This is a genomic window from Paenibacillus sp. FSL H7-0943, assembly GCF_037963265.1.
In the GTDB taxonomy this organism is placed as follows: Bacteria; Bacillota; Bacilli; order Paenibacillales; family Paenibacillaceae; genus Paenibacillus_AQ; species Paenibacillus_AQ odorifer.
The window spans coordinates 193,634-214,613 of the sequence record NZ_CP150148.1 but is presented as its reverse complement, the minus strand read 5'-3'; the positions used below and the strand labels follow the sequence as shown (position 1 = coordinate 214,613).

Below are 20,980 nucleotides of genomic sequence, written 5' to 3'. Positions count from 1 at the left end.
CTTTTATATAAGTACGCTCGCCACATACCTTAGCAATTTCAGCTAATTATTCATCATCAAGATGTTCAAAGAACGGAAAATCCCGTAACAGTTGGGTTTGTGATTGAGTATGTTTCACAAATTTTCCAAATGCACCATCGTAAAATGGAAGGTTTTGGTTGCTGAGAACAAGAATAAAGTTAAGTTTCTAAAATTCAAGAAGTGAGTTGATGAACATGAGTGATAAGATGGTGGCTGTTTTAAGAAGACAGTTTGATCCAACCGTAGAAATGTTGAAGAATCTTATCGAAGTATGTCCTGATCATTTTTGGAAGAATGCCAAGCATAAATACTGGAAGCATATATTCCACGCTACAACCAGCATGAAATTTTGGTTTAGGCAGCAGAAGGATGAAGAATTCAAAATACCTGACTTCGGTAAAGATATAACAGAAGACTTAGATAAGGAGTGCTCTGACTACCCTACTAAGGAGGAAATGACGACGTACCTAGAGGAGATATTGAGTGTGGCTCGTAATTTTTTTGCTGAACTTACTGACGGCAGATTATTGGAACCATGTGTACTATACGAAGAAATAACTAAAACTGATGTTATCCTCATGCAGATAAGGCATGTTCAACATCATATAGGTTATTGCAACAGCATATTGAATTCGAATCACCTACAAACAGCAAAGTGGCTATGATAAAATGAGTGACCGAAATCAGCTTCTTTACCCGAGGAGTGTTATTTAATATGGTTTATGAATTTGATAGTGAGATAAAGCTGCTGGAAGGTAAAATGAAATGGAAAGTAGTCTATTTCCCCTATTCAGTAAGGGAGATATTCAATACTAATGGTAAAGTACCTATTCAAATCTCTGTTGACGGGTACAAATTTGACCATACTTTATTGCCGTCAAAGAATGGGCATTATTTTGTTTATAACGAATTTATTCGAAGAGCATTACAAAAAGAGCTCGGTGATACATTACATATAATACTTAAGAAATGCGAGGAAAATCGTAAACTGATTGTGCCTGATTACATTACTACAAACCTTGAAGAGTACCACATGCTGAATACATTTCTAAACCAGCCTGATTACATTAAACGAGAGCAGATTAATTATATTGAGCTTGCTAAAAAGGAAGATACAAAAAATAGACGAATACTAGCTCTAATTGATAAACTTAAGGATTAATAAAGGGACGACAATAAAGTTGAGGTAAAATGAAGACATCAGAGTTAAGCAACGAATAAAATGAGCACAAAACTTTAAAAAATCACAAAAAAAGCGATGAGAAACAATCCTCATCGCTTTCACATTACTAAAACCAGACTTGTTACAGCAAACCTCTGCCATAGTAATAGATGATCGTTTAAGAGTCAGCAACCCTCTGCCCCCTTACGTGGTGCTGGCACGTCGATTAGCAAGCGCCATAGCAGCGGCGTAGCCGGAGCTCCAAGCCCATTGCAGGTTATAGCCGCCGCAATCTCCATCCACATCCATCACTTCACCTGCCAAATACAGCCCAGGGACTAACTTAGATTCTAACGTTCCTTCGATTAGCTCCGTCGTATCGATGCCACCGGCTGTTGTTTGTGCATTCGTGAAGCTATTGGTATCGGTCACTTTAAATTCCCAATGCTTCAAGATTCGATAAAATATTTTCTTGGTTTTCCATGATAAATCCATACAAAGCAAGTGCGGCTGTTGATCAATTCCAGCCTCCTTCAGCAGAACTGGAATCAGTTTCTTGCTGACGATGCCCACAAAAGAATCGGCAACCGTCCGGTGTCCGAAGATCCCCCAGTGGATCTCCAGAAAATCAATTAACTCTTCCTCCGTCCGCTCCGGCATTAAATCAACCGACAATGTCACCGATTCTCCTATTCCGAGATTATACGCAGCCTTTCTGCTGAGCTGAAGTATGGGCGGGCCCGAGATACCATAGTCCGTAAAAAGAATCTCACCAGACTCAGTGCGGATGACTTCATTGTTTACGATAACATGGGCCTCTCCCTCAAATTTGATGCCCGATAGTTCCTTCAAATACGGATAATCCAGCTTCAATTGTACAATGCCTGGCACCGGGTTGATCAGGGTGTGCCCCAGGCGTTGGACAAGCGTATAACCGGATCCGTCCGTTCCCGTTTTGGGAGCGGTAAGGCCGCCTGCACATAGAAAAAGATAGTCGCTGGTATACACAACCTGTTCCTCTGTCTCCGTCTGGCAGGTTATCGCGAACCGCGGATGTCCCGCCGAAACGGTAACATCCAACACTTTATGTTTATAATATACGGGAACATTCCGATCCTCCAGCGCCAGCTTAAATACACCCGGCACCGAAGCCGCCTGCAGCGACATCGGATACATCCGGCCATTCTCCAGGCTTACAAAAGGAAGCCCGAGTGAGGAGAAAAATTCGATCGTTTGGCGGACACCGAATTGCCGCAATACATGTATTGGGAATCCTTCCTGATTACTGTGATACTTGCGTGATAAAGCGGCCGCTTCATCCGTACCGGTGGCGGTGGATTGGTTCGTAATGTTGCAACGCCCGTTACCCGTCGTTATTATTTTCTTCCCAAGCCGGTCATTGCTTTCAATAATTGCTGTATCAATACCTTGATCCCTCGCTGTAACTGCAGCCATTAGACCTGCAGCACCCCCACCGATAATGAACAGCTCGTGGTGCTTAGAAGTCTGATCCTTATACATGTTAATTGATGCATCCCTTTTCCTAATAAATTTATTGAATTGACTTAGCTAGCGCCATGGCGGCCACATATCCGGAACTCCAGGCCCATTGCAGGTTATAGCCGCCGAAATCTCCGTCGACATCCATCACTTCGCCAGCCAAATACAGCCCAGGCACCAGCTTGGATTCCAGCGTTCCTTCGATGAGTTCCGACGTATCAATGCCGCCGGCTGTCACTTGCGCATTCGTAAAGCCATTGGTATCCGTCACTTTAAATTCCCAACGCTTCAAGATTCGATAAAATTTCCCCTTGGTTTTCATCGATAGATCCTGGCAAAGCAGCTCTGGCTGTTGATCTAAGCCAGTCTCTTTTAGTAGGACAGAAACAAGCTTCTTATTGAAGATGCCAACAAGGCAATCCGCCACAGTCCGGTGTCCAAAGGTCTCCCAGAGCCTTTCTAAAAACTCAACTAACTCTTCCTCCGTGCGGCCCGGCATCAGATCAACCGACAATGTTACCTGTTCTCCTCTTGCAAGATGATACGCAGCCTTTCTGCTTAGCTGAAGAATTGGCGGGCCGGTAATACCATAATCCGTGAAGGCAATTTCACCCTGTTCACTGCAGATGACTTTACCGTTCACAATGATATGGGCTTGTCCCTGAGATTTGATAGTGGACAGTGCCCTCATATTCGGATATTGCAGCTTCAATTGCACAATGGCCGGCAAAGGCTCAATCAGGGTGTGCCCCAGACGTTCGGCAAGTGTATACCCAGGAGGTTCTTTTCCCGCATTTGGACCGGCAAGGCCACCCGCAGATAGAAGTAGATAGTCGCTAGTATAAACAACCTCCTCCTCTGTCTCCGTTTGGCATTTTATCTTGAAGCGCGGATGATTCTTCGAAACAGTAACATCCAACACTTTGTTATTGAGGTATACCGGAACATTCCGATCCTCCAGCGCAAGCTGGAAAATATCCAGCACCGCTGCTGCCTGCAGCGACATTGGATACATCAAGCCCTCCTTCAATCTTGTAAGTGGAAGCCCGAGAAAGGAGAAAAAATCTATAGTCTGACGGATGCCAAATTGCTGCAATACCGCAAGTGGAAATCCGGCCTGATTACTGTGATACTTGTGCGATAAAGCAATTGCTTCATCCGTACCCGTCGCAGTGGATTCATTCGTAATGTTACAGCGGCCATCACCTGTCATTAATATCTTCTTTCCAATCCGGTCGTTACCCTCCAGAATGGCAGTATCGATACCCATATCACGCGCAGTAACGGCGGCCATTAGTCCGGCAGCACCTGCGCCGATAATAAACAGCTTGTGGTGCATAGAAGTCTGATTCTCATACATGGTTGGTCAATGCATCCTTTATCCAATTTTTCTAAAACACAGAGTCACTTTATTAAATTATAGCATAAGTATACTGGTTTTCATTTATATCTCCCTATTAACTCTTCCTATCCTAGGTTTGCCTTTTTTATCCCTATATAGAACCTTAAATTTTTCTTCACACCTTCTTCACTGCAATCTTTAATTCCACATACGAAAGATACTGGATCTAGCAAGATACTCATTTTTTTGAACCGCCACGCATAGTCCAGATCATATTCTGAAAATATGAAAAAAGACACCTTTCATGGTGTCTTCAATAGTACTCCATATGGAGCCGAGCCATGGCTGTACAAATCCACAATTCGCCGCCGTGTGATGATTCGGATGTTCGGCGAGGTAGCATAGTTTAAGATCATTCCTTGGTCAGCGTATCGATGCGCGTGTGGCATTGCCCAGCGGATCAAATACGCCATTCTTCTTCCCATTGATAATACTAGCTTCTGCTTCATCTTTAATTAGATTCACTGCATAAGAGCTTGCGGTAGACATATCCGTAACTTTGCCTTTGGAAGCATCTTTATTACACTGATTTAGCCATTCAAGGAAAACAAACTCTCCTATAAAGAAAGGCGATCCTTGAGTAGCATAAAAAAGAGTTGCAACGACAACAAGACCTAGACGAAGCGTTCGAAGCGGTTAATTACAAACTTCGCAAGTACGATCAAATCTAGAAGGGGCAAATAACGGCTGAGCAGGAGTTTGTAATGGGTGATCACGAGGTAATGCATGACGAGTTCCTCTAAATATACACAAAAAAGAACCTTCAACCACTTAGCTTGTGGTTGAAGGTTCTTGCTGTTACGAACTCAGTTTGGCCGCTTCGAGCAAGCGTTGTAAAATGACGGTAGCTTCGGCACGTGTAATGACATTGTTCGGCGTAAGCTGTCCTTGATTGCCTATGATAATTCCGTATTTAACGTTAAGTGCAGCTGCCGCTCTTGCAGACAAGTCGAGCAAATGATGGTCTTTGAATGTGCTAAGCTGTTGAGCGGCTTCGCTATCGGAAATCGCTGTATCCATCCCAGCAAGCCTCATGGCTTTCCCCAGCAACACCATTGCTTCTTCTCGGCTTAGCTTCTCGTTGGGAGTGTACTGGCTGTTGTTACTTGCCGTAACTAACCCGTAGCCTTCCGCAATGGAGACCGTTTCGTAATACCATTGCCCGCTGTTGACGTCAGTAAAGCTAGTAGGCTGATCAACCGTGTGTAATCCGAGAGCCCGGACCAACATCGCCGTGAACTCAGCTCGGGTAATTTGCTTGTTCGGTTGAAAGCTCGATTCAGTGACACCTTGGACGATCAGCTTGGACGCTACTTGTTCGATATCATACTTCGCCCAATGATTCTGAATATCCGCAAAGGTTTTGTCATTCTCTATAACGGCATAGACGCTATTTGTCAGGCTATAAATGACAGCAAAGGTCTTGCCGTTCTCCCTCATCATTCGGGTAGGTACCGGCACGATGTTTCCATCCTTCGTCATCGTAATCCCCGTTATATTTTTATTGTGATCATCTGCTGAATTGGGAATGACAATCGTCCGCTCGACATAGCTAAGAAACTTGTTGAGCTCAATCGTCTTACCGCCATGTGCTGCTGTGATGTTGAAATCAATCGGCGGCGACAAGAGTCTTGCCTTCCCTATACTATTAGCAAGTTGCACGATATCGCTTTCTGGTACATTGGTAATCTCGACTTGAATCACCATGTTTCGCAGTGCATCCTCCGAACCGAAACGCTTCGTGACAAGACTCCAATCGATCCGGTTGGCAGCTAGAAGATAGGAACCAAGCTCCGTTTGAATTAGAATAACTGCGTTTCGGTCATTCAGTGTTGTGATAAGCTGACCGTTTAAGAGCAGAAGAACACGATCTGAATCATTATGGACCGGTATGTTAATGACTGGCTTATCGGGTAAGGAATCGAGGTAACGCGATAATTTCTTCTCGTCGATGGTTACCGTTGTCACTTTCTTTCCGTTCATAACAGCAGTTGTTTCTTTGGCTAAATCCTTCTGTTTAACTCCATTGATCTCGATCTCTAGCCCTAAGCTTGGAATTGGGCTTGTACTTGAGCTTGTACTTGGGTCTGAGCTTGAACCTGAACCGGATTCAGGAGTCGAGATGTTCAGCGTAAACGTGGCAATCGTCTGATTTCCTGCTTCATCGATGACGACTAGCGTGTAGTTGCCAGAAGATATAACTCTCGTTCCGGTTGTGAAGGGCTGACCGTTTAATGTAGCGGTACCTTCATTAAATCCAATCGTCAACGGACTGGTGTAGTTGCTTATTCCTACAGTTAGACCGGTTATAATCGGGTTTGTTCGATCAATTGTGAAAGAAATCATTGTGACGTTACCCGCCTCATCCGTCACCACAAGCGTATAGTCACCTTCGGCAAAAACCGTTGCGCCACTTGCGAATGGATCTCCGTTCAAGGTCGCCGTACCTTCATTGAACGTAATCGATTGATTCGTGTTATAGATAGAGCCGTCGGTCACACCGCTAATGATCGGGACTGTTTTATCGATCGTGAATGCAATGGTTGTGACGTTGCCCATCGCGTCCGTTACGATGAGTGTGTAGTCGCCCTCGGCACTGACTTCAGATCCGCTAGCAAAGGAATCGCCGTTCAACGTTGCGATTCCCGTGTTAAACGTGATCATTCTGTCGGTATTATAACTCGATCCGTAAACAACCCCAGTAACGGTTGGGCCGGTTTTGTGGATCGTAAAGCTGACTGTCGTAACGTTGCCCACCGCATCGGTCACAATGAGTGTATAGTCGCCTTCAGCGGAAACGGTCTCGCCACTTGCGAATGGATCTCCGTTCAACGTTGCCGTACCTTCGTTAAAAGTGATCGTTCTGTCGGTGTTGTAGCTCACCCCGTAAACAACGCCGGTGACGGTTGGAGCGGTTCTGTCAATGATGAAGTTGGCCGTCGTAACGTTACCCGCCTCATCCGTCACCACAAGCGTATAGTCACCTTCGGCGAAAATGGTTGCGCCACTTGCAAATGGATCTCCGTTCAAGGTCGCCGTACCTTCATTGAACGTAATCGATTGATTCGTGTTATAGATAGAGCCGTCGGTCACACCGCTAATGATCGGGACTGTTTTATCGATCGTGAATGCAATGGTTGTGACGTTGCCCATCGCGTCCGTTACGATGAGTGTGTAGTCGCCCTCGGCACTGACTTCAGATCCGCTAGCAAAGGAATCGCCGTTCAACGTTGCGATTCCCGTGTTAAACGTGATCATTCTGTCGGTATTATAACTCGATCCGTAAACAACCCCAGTAACGGTTGGGCCGGTTTTGTGGATCGTAAAGCTGACTGTCGTAACGTTGCCCACCGCATCGGTCACAATGAGTGTATAGTCGCCTTCAGCGGAAACGGTCTCGCCACTTGCGAATGGATCTCCGTTCAACGTTGCCGTACCTTCGTTAAAAGTGATCGTTCTGTCGGTGTTGTAGCTCACCCCGTAAACAACGCCGGTGACGGTTGGAGCGGTTCTGTCAATGATGAAGTTGGCCGTCGTAACGTTACCCGCCTCATCCGTCACCACAAGCGTATAGTCACCTTCGGCGAAAATGGTTGCGCCACTTGCAAATGGATCTCCGTTCAAGGTCGCCGTACCTTCATTGAACGTAATCGATTGATTCGTGTTATAGATAGAGCCGTCGGTCACACCGCTAATGATCGGGACTGTTTTATCGATCGTGAATGCAATGGTTGTGACGTTGCCCATCGCGTCCGTTACGATGAGTGTGTAGTCGCCCTCGGCACTGACTTCAGATCCGCTAGCAAAGGAATCGCCGTTCAACGTTGCGATTCCCGTGTTAAACGTGATCATTCTGTCGGTATTATAACTCGATCCGTAAACAACCCCAGTAACGGTTGGGCCGGTTTTGTGGATCGTAAAGCTGACTGTCGTAACGTTGCCCACCGCATCGGTCACAATGAGTGTATAGTCGCCTTCAGCGGAAACGGTCTCGCCACTTGCGAATGGATCTCCGTTCAACGTTGCCGTACCTTCGTTAAAAGTGATCGTTCTGTCGGTGTTGTAGCTCACCCCGTAAACAACGCCGGTGACGGTTGGAACGGTTCTGTCAATGATGAATTTCACCATCGTGACGTTGCCTGCTGCATCGGTTACAACCAGCGTATACACACCATCCTGATCAATCTTTGTACCGCTTGTATAAGCAGTTCCATTCAATTGCGCTGTCCCTTCATTAAAACTAGGAACTACCGATATATAAATTCCGCCCTCCATTACTCCCGTAACAATTGGCGCCACATTTTCGATCTCAAAGTTAACCGTTGTTACATTACCTACTGTATCGGTTACAACCAGCGTATACACACCATCCTGATCAATCCTTGTACCGCTCATATAAGCAGTTCCATTCAGCTGCGCTGTTCCTTCATTAAAACTGGGAGTTACCGACTTATAAACCCCGCCCTCGCTTACCCCTTTAATTTTAGGTGCTGTTGTGTCTATCTCAAAGTTAATCGTTGTTACATTGCCTGCTGTATCCGTTACAATCAGGGTATACACACCATCTTGTGAAACCTGTGCACCACTAACAAAAGCAGCTCCGTTTAAAGTCGCGGTTCCTTTGTTAAAGGTAATCGTTTTGATTGTGTTGTATATTACACCATTCGCTATTCCCGTTACGGTAGGTGCTATCGTATCAACCTTGAAAACCACCGTCGCACTATTGCCTGCTTGATCGGTGACGATCAGTGTATACGTTCCATCCTGGGTGATGTCTGTACCACTGGTATAGGGACTCCCATTAAGCAATCCGCTGCCTTCATAAAATAGAGGATTAACTTTGCTATTATATACTATGTTATTCACTACATTTGTAATAACAGGAGCTATTGTATCTACTGTAATTGTACTACTAATAGTTGAGTTGCTCGAATTACCAACTCTATCTTTATATTGTACATATACGTTTTTGACTCCCTGTCCAGCCGGAAGGACCCATGACCTCCCGTTCAGATCAGCGATACTGAACCAGCTGGTCTGCCAAGTCCCATTAACATTGGAGAGACGCACCTGCTCAACTCCTGAGCCGCTTCCATCCGTATAGGTTCCTTTTAAAGTGACCATCTCTGATTTCGTCCATGCAGCACCATCATTAATAATCAGTGCACCTGTTGGTGCTGTCTGATCCAATAGAATGATCTGAGAAGAACTGGCAGATATCGCATTGTTGGAATCTCTCACCTGCATATAGATGTTCTTCGCCCCATCCCCTCCACTTAGACTGAATGTTGCTGTATTGCTGAAAGGCAACCAAGATGCCGCCGATAAATTAGCAACGCTATTCGCAAATCTCATATGGGTAACACTATCACCTGCATCAGGATCTGAACCTGTTACGGATAGATTGACTGTGCTGGCGCTTGTCGCTGTTCCCTCCGCAATTTTGAAAGAGCCCGTAGGCGGGGTATTCGTCGGTCCGGTCTCATAAGTAACGACTAGCTTCGGGCGAAATGCAGCATTCGAAGCTTCTAAGGAATACAATAAAAATCTCCCGCTGTCTGCATCTGCTTCATTGCCGTTAAGTGTAAAAGTTACTGTGCGATCAGAACCACCCGTAAAGGCATCGACAGCACTCTTAACATTGAAAGTAATCGATTGATCCTGAAGATAAGTGCCCATCGGCACTTCCGCAGTGCTTTTCGCCGTAAATTTATCTGAAAAAGGGCTATTCACATCTACGAAGGGGAAGGTACCATTAAAATTATGGTCCAAACTATTCGCAGCAGAGCCCCTTGCCTCCATGTACAGCGTGTGATTCGGGACTCTTAATACAGTAGCAACCGTCACAACCAGCTCTGCTGATACAATGGTCCCTTCTGGAGCACCTAAATTGAAAGATGCGGCCATTCTATTGCGCACATTGACGAAGCCGTCATTATTGCTCATGCCGACATATAGATAACCATCTCCGTCATTATCATAGATTCCGTTATATTCCGCTTGACCATTTAATTGCATCGTATCAGCAGTTGCTGTATAGGTCTTTGTAACTGTGCCTCCTGCTGCTTCAGCACTCGGTACCAACCCGGGTGTGATTGTCGTGAATAGAATAGCAATCGTCATGAATAGAGTTAGAATTCTTTCTCTCAATGTTTCTCCCCATTTCATATAAATATCAATATAATACTTTATGTAATATAATTACATTATAAATAAATAATACAAAATAAAAATTTATAGACAATAGCCTTACGAAGCCTATCTTGTCTATGTAATCTATCCATTATATAATTCCAGCATTTGAGAGAATAGTTACTGCTGTCATCACTATTGTCACATGACAAATTTGTAAATTTAACCAGTTATTATTCATCCTATTTAGGTATACTTTAGAGAACGAAAAAACTGGCCTCATGTGTGTTCAATCAGTTGAGAACAGTTACGTATCCCTTCTCGTTCAGCTACCTCCTTATAGCTCGATGAACCCTCTTAATACGCTCTGACCGCCTTTAATTTGAATTCCTCTGTATACTTCTGAAATGTTTGACCTTTTTTAGCCATAAAAAATATCTCCTCCAAGTGGCACTCAAGCCTACATGATAACATGAAGGTTTTTTTGAGTGTCTACTTGAAGGGGATAATATCAATCAGCGGGTCTTTCAAATGGAGCCGAGGGGAGTCGAACCCCTGTTCGAAGATAATGACACATAAGCTTCTACGAGTCTACTTACAGTTTTGATGTCATCCTAGAAGCATTCTAACCAATATTTGATAAGTCATTCTGATTAAGGAGACTGGTCATAGGAATAACTCCTTAGTATAGTGATCCATTTATATAAGTTAATCCTGAATATATCGGTTTTTCACAGTGCTTCTTCAATACGCAGAAAGTACCTTTGGCGCTACAGATGATGGCTGGATCCTTTTAATTTTTAGAAGTTGCTAATTCCCTGCGGAATCAAGATACGCTTCAGCTTCTTCTATCGATTCGTACAAGTTTGCAATATCTTTAAACATACGATTCATTTGCGTTTTGTAGAACGCCGTAGGCGCAACATACACCCATTTGTGTTTTGTGGACATTCCAGCTTTCACAGCATCTTCACCAGTTGGAGCAAGAATTGCCATCACCTCTTGCTTAAATACCAGACCACCAGTGATTACAGTCATACCTGTAAACCCTCGCTTAGTTTTCTTCAGTATCTTCGGAAATTGTTCTGCGTACGCAAAGGCATCCTCAACTTCCATACCGTCCGATGTTACAATAATTCTGTTTTTATTTTTAACATAATCAATAGTGAAACTCATAATAGTAATTCCCCCGAATATTTTTGCTTTTGAGTGCTTAATGCCATAATCTAATCTTATATCAGTTCGAGCTCTTATAGATGTAGTTTCGGAAAATGTGCCACTAAATATTAACTTCAAAGTGAATGATCTAATTTTAGATGTAGACAACATGTCTACAAGAATAAATACTTTTAGTTCCCCATAATTCCTTGCCTGCATTCGTCTACAATTCAATCACTAAACAGCAAAAAAACCGCTATCTCAGCGGGTTCCTCTTATGGAGCCGAGGGAAGTCAAACCCCTGTCCGAAGATAACGGCACATAAGCTTCTACGAGTGTAGTCAGAGCTTTGATGTCACAAAATTCATGACTCCCGCCAGAAAATTGTTTTACGGTGTAGTTGTAATTCTAAACTCAAAACTGTGCTATAGCGAAAAATCGGTATCACCCTTTTTATGGGAAAATTTAAGCCTATATGTTTCTTCTTCTTTTCCATAGGGCATTGTAGCAATTTTTATACGAGTATAATCAAGCCTGCTATCTCTTAAAACTCTCTTTACCAAGGCTATACTACGTTCTTCTTCCGTAATGATACAAAATATATTAAGAGCATATTTTTTTGGGTCGGAAATGCATTTGCCCATATCAAAGCCATCAACACAACCTAAGTTAGCATCTATTAGAGATATGTCCAGGTATTCCATTACTTTATCTCTTAACCAGTTATCACGTTGGCTTCCTTTTTCACTTTTTAGAGGATACTGTACTACTAACCAAAATTTTTCACTCATTCATAATCACCAGCCAATGAAGAGATTATTATAATAATTATAACAAAGAAACTTTGCAAAAGGGTATCGTTAACAATAGTATGGGAACCATCCTCATGCGGACGGTATTCGTGGTGGTAGAGAAATCTTTTGCAGTTTAAAAATATGCATACCAAACATTCCGAGACCTCATAGTAGACATGATAAACCACAAGTACACATTTGAGGAATTGGCTGAAATCATTAAAAAGCAATCTGGAACCTTTCGTAAAACGAACAAACCAACTTTGAACAGAGGGTCCCTGACTAACCATTTTCTTGAGAAAACTTTTACTCCCTGGTTTAAAATCGCAGAGCCTTCCAAAGCACAGATTCGGATAAACAGGGAGATTGTGCAACTGAATTTTTATGTGGTAGAATCTGCTAACGTTAGCGGTTAAGGAGGAGATAAAATGGATACGGAAGTTTTGTTTGAGCTAGGAGAAATAGTAGTAACACCAAAAGCCCTACAGATGATCCGTCACGCAGGTTCTATTTTCCCACTAAATTGTCACGCATATGGTAAACGGGGAGACATCAGCGAGGCTGACTGGAAACTCAACGATTGGGCAATTAGCCATGGGGAACGACTAGTCAGTTCTTACTCTGAAATTTGACAAAAAAAGATATGTTTGTTGTAACCGAAAGGGATGGGAGTATCACAACGGTGCTACTGTGGGAGAAATACCGAGAACAGCAAACAACCATGAACTTGAGAACGAGAGCATACCAAAAAATAAAAAAATGTAAAACATCGAAACCATTGTGAAGGACAACGTTATAGAAGACCTAAAATCCAGAACAAATGCTCTATAAGAGACCTTCAAGCAAGAACAAGAAGTTCTCTTCTCATGCTTATTTTTTCAGATGATCTTAGATGATTTACTTAGTTGTAAAGGTGGACCACAAAATTATTTAATTTCTTCTATTTCTTCTATTTCTTCTATTTTTAATTCCTCTCGATTTAGAATAATTTCCTTAATCTTTTTTTCTTTGACTAAAAAAACTTTCTCAAAAGTATGATCAGATGCTATAGGATTTACTTTTATACTTAATTTCTGATCTTGGTAATCTATGTTTACCATCGATACTGTATATTTTTCATTATTCTCTTCATTTTTATAATTTAAATATACGTATACGCTATTTTCATTTTTAATTCTGCCTAGGTAGATACCGTTATTTTTATCTTTACTATCTATCCATTTACTCACTACACCTTCAGTTTCATTCGTATCTAGATACTGTATATTTATTGTGCTACGATTCATGCACCCAGTGACTATTGCCATTAAAGAAACCAAAAGGAGTAATAGAAACTTTCTTTTCATCATTTAACCTCTTTTATATACGGTGTATTTTTATAGTTATGTCCATATCTTCATAAAGTTTCTTCAATTTCTTTATTAGTTATTTATAGAAGCGAGGAGATACAAACTTAATCGCCTCGCTTATGAATTATTTTAGTTACAGAGCGGAGTAAACATAATTTTCAGCTTCTTTACTTACTTGGTATGAAAATGTTACTGCTAATCCGCCTGGGTAAGTCACTGTCGGCGAACCTACAGACAAAAAAGTATGTCCATATGCTGGTTGGATTGCGACTTCAGTTACTTTGCTATTTTTAGTTAATCTATAATTGAAATTACCTGATTTTGCATAGGCTTCAGTACCATTGATTGCATAACCAAGACCAAACTTAATAGATGCACCTGTATTTATGTTTGGTACTACTGTTGGATTAGCTGTTTTAATAAACGCCCCTGTTGTTAGATCAACGTAAGAAATAGTAGCATTGCTATTTGAATTATCTAAATACATTCCTTCTGACCAAGGTACTGCCACAATGTCAGTAAGAAGGAAGTTCGGCGCACTAGACCAATTGTAGTAAGTTGAGAAAGTAATAGAACTGAATGTACTTGAACTCGAAGAACCGTTTCTATAAGTAGATAATGTTAACGTAGCAGATGCACGAGCTAACTGTTCTTCTGTGCCACTATAATTTTGGATAGTGGTTATTTGTTTTTCATCGTATCCTGCATTCTCTAGCACGGACTCATCTAGTTTTTGTAACTTATTCACTTTCGCTTGCATACTCGCTTCGTAATCGAAATTCTTAATATACTCAATATCTTCTTCAGTATAACCCATTGCTTTTAAATCCTCAAAAGATGTACTCTGAATTTTTTTGAAAGAGTCATACTCATTAGAAACTGTTTGACTTACTAGAATCCCTTTACCTCCCTCTGCAGGATCAACAGGATTTGCTGATGCAGTGTTAAAAAGAGCACCGAAAGAAAGTACGCAAACCAATAAAGATTTTGGAATAATTTTAAATAATTTCATAATATTTACCTCCTATGTTAGATTAGTGACAACCTTATCATTCATACAATTAAATGTAAATAGATTCTAATTAATCAGGTATATGGAACTAATCCATTATTATAGATTTTAATTCATTCATTATGGGGACTATTTGACTCAAAACCTCAGAACTCAATTATTATTCACACTTTCTTTATCAAGCACAGGCCTCCACCCCCTCTAATTTAGTAATCTTCAAACCCCGTACAACAAAGGAATATGAAGTGAATTTTTAAGATATTGTCGAAAATTCTGCGTTTTCATTGCTTTTAATAGAACTCTCCACCTACTCAAGCATTCAAGATCTAGTATGCTTGCCGGAGATACACTTTGAATGCACAAGAATCACAGAGAAGGATGTAGAAGATTCAAAATCATTTGAACCCTTTTCGCTAAACGATAGAAACAACTTTGATCTGAATATTACCAACGATTCCTATACATGAGGACTTTTTACCCATCACTTTGAAGTTACAGAACATCTAGAGACATTGATTCGTATAACAGTGGGAGCACTGTTCAAATAGTTCCTTCGTAATCAACGCTGGATGAGCATTCTTGGTGATGATTTTGCTTCCGATATACGATTCATTAAAAATAATTGCGCAGATGGTACTGACTGACCATGTTCCAACTTTTTCCGTAGACACTTGCTGTTGATTCAATTCAGATGCGATTTTATGGTAGCCTTTGTTTTCAAAAGCATACTGATTAAATACCCACCCGATAATATCTATCTCTTCACGCGGCCCCGGCACTCACACCGACTTCGTATTCTGATGTCCCAAAGCAATGTGTTCCGTCCGATATCCGTATGGCGTCGTTCCACCATTGTCATAACCCAGTTTGACCTTTTGAGTCATTCCTTTCCACACCTCTACAGCAAGATTGGCATTGAAGAGATCAGAAATAATTTCAAGCATTCCCTCCAGCAGCATATTTTGCGGCGTCTCCCCTTCCATCTTCTCCATAATTAAAATGACCTTCACCCCAAATTGATTAAGCAGCACCTTGCAAAAAGGTGATTGGAGCGTTTGGCTAAAGCGATCATCTTTTGAAATTCCGGACGATCATCCGTTTTGACAGATTTCCCTTTTTCAATAAACTCACCGACGATACTCCACCCCTTCTCCAAACAATATTGTTGGGGCTTAATGAGCAGGAATAGACAACTCTTTCTCTGCTTGACGCTCAGATGACACACGGACATAATATGTTCACAATTACACTTTCCTTTCGTATATGATTTTTGGGCATAAAAAAGCAGGCACACCCATGTGGGCATACCTGCTGATAAATGAGGCCAATATTACCTGGACTGTCTGCGACTCAACAAGAAGCCTGATCGGTATTCCACAGTTCCATGTCAATAATCGCAGGTTGAGCATCTTCGGTCACGATTAAATCATTTCAGCACGATAACGTAAAAAAGACACCCCTAAAGGTGTCTTTTACTTTACTCCATATGGAGCCGAGGGGAGTCGAACCCCTGTCCGAAGATAACGGCACATAAGCTTCTACGAGTGTAGTCACAGTTTTGATGTCACCCGAGTATCGCCCCGTAACCGGCTATACGTTGGGTCAGCCTGATTGTCTTCTTCAGCTCACCGCAGGCGGAGATGAGACAGCGTATCCCACTATTTGTTAGCCCCTATCCCTGTCACATGGGCGATGCAGAGTAGAAGCACGCACACAGTTTCTTAGGCTGCGAAAGCGTAGTTGTTTTGTTGTTTGCCGTTTAATAGGCTTTAGCGTTGATGAAGCGGACGCGTCCCCACTACTCGCTACTCATGCTCGAACTATCCCCGTCGAATCCAAGAACGGCCCCTCATTAAAAGGGCGCTTCGGATCAAGCGGATCTTCCAAGCAAGAGAGATCCAATCTACAGCTTCTTATTCAAGAAAACTGTAACGAAGCAATAACTAACTTACTTACTCAGTATAGCACATTTATCAACACTTTAACACGTGGGTTAAAGGAATTGAAGGTTGAAACTGGAACTCCTTTGAATCGTCTAGTTCTCCCAGATTATCTGGCGATCTTTTGCTTATCACGCAGTACACGCTGGATATCACGTTGAGCATCTCGCTTGGCAGCCGAGTCACGTTTGTCATACTCTTTTTTACCTTTACCAAGACCAATCAGCAGCTTCGCATAGCCATTCCGCACATAAATCTTAAGTGGCACAATCGTAAATCCATCTCGCTTGGACAAGCCCAGCAGTTTATGAATTTGCTCCTTATGCATTAACAATTTACGTGTGCGTGTTGGATCAGTAGGATTGGCACGGTTACCTTGTTCAAAAGGGCTGATATGCATGTTGTGAATCTGAATCTCACCATTGCGGATCGTAGCAAAAGCATCTCCAATATTAGCGCGGCCATTACGCAGCGACTTGATCTCTGTACCCGTCAGCACCAAGCCAGCTTCATAAGTATCCTCGATAAAATAATCATGGGAAGCTTTCTTGTTCTGGGCGAGTACTTTCCCGTCTGCTTTTTTACCCATGAGAATCACTCCTTGAATCATATTCATAAGTTAAAGTAACCATGTCTGTCTAATCTTAAACGACACAGCCATCGAACGTCTGATCTATATTGTAACAAATGGAATCAAGTGAGCGCAAGGAACCTTCAACCAAATATACCTCACCTAATTTGTCATATAGTTGTCAGTAACATTATCCAATATCTAGCATTTGTTACAAAAAACATTAATTTGAGTTGATCTGGACTTTTTTAGAAAATAGCGAGGTTACCCTTTTACTTGTGCGCCTTAATTAACAGATAGTTATCCACTAATCTCCACATATCTATATCCATCTACCCTAATTACTTATTACCTATTTGTTCTCAATTATCCGCTTCCCCCTACTTGGATATACATCTATTCGACGCCTATTCAAATAGTGCCGCTTTTACCTATACTGTGCCTATCCTCTATCTATCCTATCCTCTACCTATTCACTTGCTATCACCTACGTTTTTCTATATATAAATGTATTTCGTGCAACTATTTAAGCCTTATCACCGCCAAAAAACTAATTAGTTGCACTTTCTGCAGCTAAAAAAGCGAAATCAGACCAATTAGAGGTAACTCATCAGATTTAGATGTACAAAATGCAACTAACTACCACTTTTACTACATAACCCAAATTTAACTGCACATAGTGCAATTAACCAAGTTGATGATTAGTTAAAAAGCACCGCCCCAAGAGGGACGGTGCTTAGTATCGTTATAGAGTTATGCAACGCATAACCGTCATTTATTTCTTTTTACGCTTACGTGGTGCTCCTTCTGGAGCGCCACCATTATTGTCACTTCGTTTAGAAGTGACTTGCTCAGAAGTCTCTACGTTGCCTGGTGTCACGGACTGGCCGATGAACACGCCGCCTTTGGTTTTCTTTTTGCGGCGGCCTTTGCCTGTAGGAGCACCGTTACGGCCTTCTCCACCGCCAAAGTTCCCCCCGCGATCCTCGCGGCTGCGGAACTTCGTGCTGCCGTCCACGCCCCGCGCTTCGCCGCCGGAGGAGTCGGACGCAGGAGCGCCGTATCCGCCTTTGCCTGAGCCAAAGCCGAAGCTGATGCCGCGTCCACCACCGGCACCGCCGGTGTCTCCGCCGCGGCCTCGCCCGCCGCTGCGCTCACGCGGCGCGCCTGCGTTGCCGCCGGCTTCGCCTCCGCGCTCTGCGCCCGGCGCAGCAACTACCCGGCTCGCATCCTCGCCGGCCTCGCGCCCGCGCTTCCGCTTACCGCGTCCGCCCGCTGCGCCAACACCGGCCGCTTCGCGCGGCCCTTCACCGGCGCGCACAGCTGCGCCCGGCTTGCCCTTGCCCGCGCCTGCAGCAGCGCCGCCGGGCTTGCCTTTACCGCCGCGTCCCTTGCCCGCGGCGCCTTTGGCCCCGGCCGGCTTAATGAAGCCGCCGCCCGAACGGCCGCCCTTGCCTCCGCGGCCGCCTGCAAAGCCACCGCCGCGGTGCTCGCCTGGCGCGCGTGGCTTCATGTCGACCAACTCGAAATCGATCGTGTGGTCATCCATATTTACTTTGGCAACTCGGATCTTCACCTCATCACCAATGCGGAACACACGCGATGTGCGCTCGCCAATGAGCGCCATATGACCTTCGTCGAAGTGATAATAATCGTCGCTCATTGCACTGAGACGAATAAGACCTTCGACGGTATTATCCAGCTCGATGAACATTCCGAAGCTGGTCACACTGCTGACCATAGCCTCGAATTCCTCGCCTACTTTATCCTGCATGTATTCTGCTTTCTTCAGTTGCTCCGTATCGCGTTCAGCTTCTACCGCCACACGCTCGCGTTCCGAGGACTGCTGAGCAATGTCAGGCATCCGGCTAGACAAATAATCATGCCGTTTCTGGGTCAGTGCCCCTCCATTCTCAATCACTTCACGCATTACGCGGTGAATGACCAGATCGGGGTACCGGCGAATTGGAGAAGTAAAGTGAGAATAGTATTCCGCAGCCAGTCCGAAATGGCCCGTGCTCTCCGCATCATACTTTGCCTGCTTCATGGAACGCAGCATCATCGTACTGATGACCGTCTGTTCCTTTGTGCCTTGGATTTGCTCCAACAGATCCTGCAAAGCACGTGGATGAACCGAATTGCCACGGCCCTTGACGTGATATCCGAAATTGGCCGCAAAAGCCATGAAATTCTGCAGCTTCTCTGGATCTGGATCTTCGTGAATCCGGTAAAGGAACGGAACCTTCAACCAGTGGAAATGCTCAGCAACCGTTTCATTTGCCGCCAGCATAAACTCCTCGATAATCTGCTCCGCTACAGAACGTTCACGCTTCACGATATCTACAGCCTTGCCGTTCTCGTCCACGATGATTTTGCTCTCTTCAAAATCAAAATCAACCGCACCCCGGCGCATCCGCGCATCGCGCAGCTTCATCGCCAATTCTTTCATGAGGCGGAAATCATCAATTAGTGGACTATAACGTTCCAGCAGCTCTGGATCTTCATCTTCGAGAATTTTACGAACATTGGAGTAAGTCATTCTCTCTTTGGTGCGAATCACACTCGTAAAGACATCGTGCTTCACAACCTTCATTTGCTCGTTAAATTCCATTTCACAGGACATTGTTAACCGGTCTACCTGTGGATTCAAGCTGCAAATCCCGTTCGATAGACGGTGCGGCAACATCGGAATAACCCGGTCTACCAAATACACACTACAACCGCGGTCATAGGCTTCTTTATCCAGCTCAGAGCCTTCACGCACATAATAACCTACGTCTGCTATATGGACGCCCAGCTTGTAATGTCCATTCTCCAAGCGCTGTACGTTTACCGCATCATCCAAATCCTTAGCATCTTCGCCATCAATCGTAACAATGTTCAGTCCGCGCAGGTCGCGTCTTCCTTGCTCCGCAATCTCCTCTTCTGTAATTGAATCAGGAGCACTATCGGCTTCATCCATCACTTCAGCTGGAAATGCTTCAGGCAATTGATGTTTGCGGATAATGGAAAGAATATCAACACCCGGATCATCCTTATGTCCGAGAATTTCAATAATTTCACCTTCTGCCGCTGCTCGGCCTTCCGGATAACTCACAATACGCACAACGACCTTTTGACCATCTACAGCACCTTTAAAGGATTGCTTCGGAATAAAAATATCACGATTAATCCGCTTATCATCAGGCAGCACAAAACCATAGGTCTCCAGGTTTTGAAAAACACCTACCGTCTGCAACACGCCACGTTTTACAATACGTACTACTTCGCCTTCCATACGTCCGCCGGACGGACTTTTAGAGGTAATACGAATCAGAACGATATCGCCATTCATAGCTCCCTTAAGATCATTTGCATGGATATATACGTCAGGATGATCACGATCATCCGGGATTAAAAAAGCAAAACCCTTCGCATGTGCTTGTAAACGTCCACGCAGTAAATCCATCCGTTCTGGCACGCCATAACGTGCAGTACGGGTCAATACAATTCTTCCATCCTGCTCTAATTCAATCAGCAGCTCCTCGAACTTTTTAAACCCTTCACTATCCTCTAGAGCAAAATGACTCACCAGCTCTTCATAAGTCATTGGTTTATATGCAGTTTCCCGCATGAAATCGAGTAATATTTCTTGTGTTATCATGTTCGTCACCCCAGCCCTCCGCGGCTTCAAGCCGCTGGCAAATATGTATATCTTGTCCTGCCCTGCAGTAATGCCAAGTAAATTTTACCTTTACTACTTCATACCCTAGTATACACGAAATCAATCCTGCGCATCCCTGTTACTGTCATCCAAAGGTTAACACAGTACAAAATTTCCTTTAACTGCTGAAATACATCCATGCCAATTTCAGATTTACTTCCTATCGATCCAGCCTTTTTCTTTGCGAATATGAAAAGAAAAGCACCCTTAGGTGCTTTTTAACTCCTTTTAATATA

16 protein-coding genes and 1 other RNA gene are annotated in these 20,980 nt (G+C 43.5%); 3 read left to right on the top strand and 14 right to left on the bottom strand.

Annotated elements, in window-relative coordinates; translation table 11 throughout:
* Positions 1-215: 215 nt before the first annotated feature.
* Entirely contained in the window at positions 216-686 is a 471-nt protein-coding gene (locus NSQ55_RS01030) for a DinB family protein (RefSeq protein ID WP_179086836.1), read from the top strand.
* Positions 687-736: 50 nt separating this feature from the next.
* Positions 737-1,183, top strand: coding sequence for a YdeI/OmpD-associated family protein (locus NSQ55_RS01025; protein WP_076187024.1), 447 nt, complete (start codon positions 737-739; stop codon positions 1,181-1,183).
* A 204-nt stretch (positions 1,184-1,387) separates the two neighbouring features.
* On the opposite strand, the gene NSQ55_RS01020 is transcribed toward NSQ55_RS01025, so the two are convergent.
* The 6 genes from NSQ55_RS01020 to NSQ55_RS00995 form a co-directional block, all read right to left on the bottom strand.
* On the bottom strand, positions 1,388-2,704 hold the full coding sequence (locus NSQ55_RS01020; protein ID WP_076126895.1) for an NAD(P)/FAD-dependent oxidoreductase: 1,317 nt from the start codon (positions 2,702-2,704) through the stop codon (positions 1,388-1,390).
* Positions 2,705-2,735: 31 nt separating this feature from the next.
* On the bottom strand, positions 2,736-4,043 hold the full coding sequence (locus NSQ55_RS01015) for an aminoacetone oxidase family FAD-binding enzyme (protein WP_081382950.1): 1,308 nt from the start codon (positions 4,041-4,043) through the stop codon (positions 2,736-2,738).
* 284 nt (positions 4,044-4,327) lie between these two features.
* Positions 4,328-4,510 carry a hypothetical protein gene (locus NSQ55_RS01010; protein WP_139329976.1) on the bottom strand — a complete coding sequence of 61 codons (183 nt, stop codon included), beginning with the start codon at positions 4,508-4,510 and terminating at the stop codon, positions 4,328-4,330.
* Positions 4,511-4,883: 373 nt separating this feature from the next.
* The gene (locus tag NSQ55_RS01005; RefSeq protein ID WP_339170746.1) at positions 4,884-10,235 is read right to left on the bottom strand and encodes an S-layer homology domain-containing protein; all 5,352 of its coding nucleotides are present in this window, start codon (positions 10,233-10,235) and stop codon (positions 4,884-4,886) included.
* Positions 10,236-11,027: 792 nt separating this feature from the next.
* Complete coding sequence (locus NSQ55_RS01000) at positions 11,028-11,393, bottom strand: hypothetical protein (RefSeq protein WP_076126891.1); 366 nt, start codon at positions 11,391-11,393, stop codon at positions 11,028-11,030.
* Positions 11,394-11,800: 407 nt separating this feature from the next.
* Positions 11,801-12,166, bottom strand: coding sequence for a hypothetical protein (locus tag NSQ55_RS00995; protein ID WP_076186841.1), 366 nt, complete (start codon positions 12,164-12,166; stop codon positions 11,801-11,803).
* 431 nt (positions 12,167-12,597) lie between these two features.
* Between NSQ55_RS00995 and NSQ55_RS00990 the strand changes: the two genes are divergently transcribed.
* Positions 12,598-12,801, top strand: coding sequence for a hypothetical protein (locus NSQ55_RS00990; protein WP_076186845.1), 204 nt, complete (start codon positions 12,598-12,600; stop codon positions 12,799-12,801).
* Between the two features lie 294 nt (positions 12,802-13,095).
* On the opposite strand, the gene NSQ55_RS00985 is transcribed toward NSQ55_RS00990, so the two are convergent.
* The 8 genes from NSQ55_RS00985 to rnr form a co-directional block, all read right to left on the bottom strand.
* The gene (locus NSQ55_RS00985) at positions 13,096-13,518 is read right to left on the bottom strand and encodes a hypothetical protein (RefSeq protein WP_139329967.1); all 423 of its coding nucleotides are present in this window, start codon (positions 13,516-13,518) and stop codon (positions 13,096-13,098) included.
* A 133-nt stretch (positions 13,519-13,651) separates the two neighbouring features.
* Positions 13,652-14,530, bottom strand: coding sequence for a hypothetical protein (locus NSQ55_RS00980; protein WP_076186849.1), 879 nt, complete (start codon positions 14,528-14,530; stop codon positions 13,652-13,654).
* Between the two features lie 503 nt (positions 14,531-15,033).
* Entirely contained in the window at positions 15,034-15,309 is a 276-nt protein-coding gene (locus NSQ55_RS00975; protein ID WP_076186851.1) for a recombinase family protein, read from the bottom strand.
* A complete protein-coding gene (locus NSQ55_RS00970) occupies positions 15,310-15,522 on the bottom strand; it encodes a hypothetical protein (RefSeq protein ID WP_339170742.1) in 213 nt (70 codons plus the stop codon). It abuts the gene before it with no gap.
* Between the two features lie 14 nt (positions 15,523-15,536).
* Complete coding sequence (locus NSQ55_RS00965; RefSeq protein WP_254847761.1) at positions 15,537-15,761, bottom strand: recombinase family protein; 225 nt, start codon at positions 15,759-15,761, stop codon at positions 15,537-15,539.
* Positions 15,762-16,014: 253 nt separating this feature from the next.
* Positions 16,015-16,379: a transfer-messenger RNA gene (ssrA, locus tag NSQ55_RS00960) on the bottom strand.
* A gap of 200 nt (positions 16,380-16,579) precedes the next feature.
* The gene (smpB, locus tag NSQ55_RS00955) at positions 16,580-17,059 is read right to left on the bottom strand and encodes an SsrA-binding protein SmpB (RefSeq protein WP_036687155.1); all 480 of its coding nucleotides are present in this window, start codon (positions 17,057-17,059) and stop codon (positions 16,580-16,582) included.
* A gap of 757 nt (positions 17,060-17,816) precedes the next feature.
* Entirely contained in the window at positions 17,817-20,684 is a 2,868-nt protein-coding gene (gene rnr, locus NSQ55_RS00950) for a ribonuclease R (protein ID WP_339174356.1), read from the bottom strand.
* Positions 20,685-20,980 lie beyond the last annotated feature (296 nt).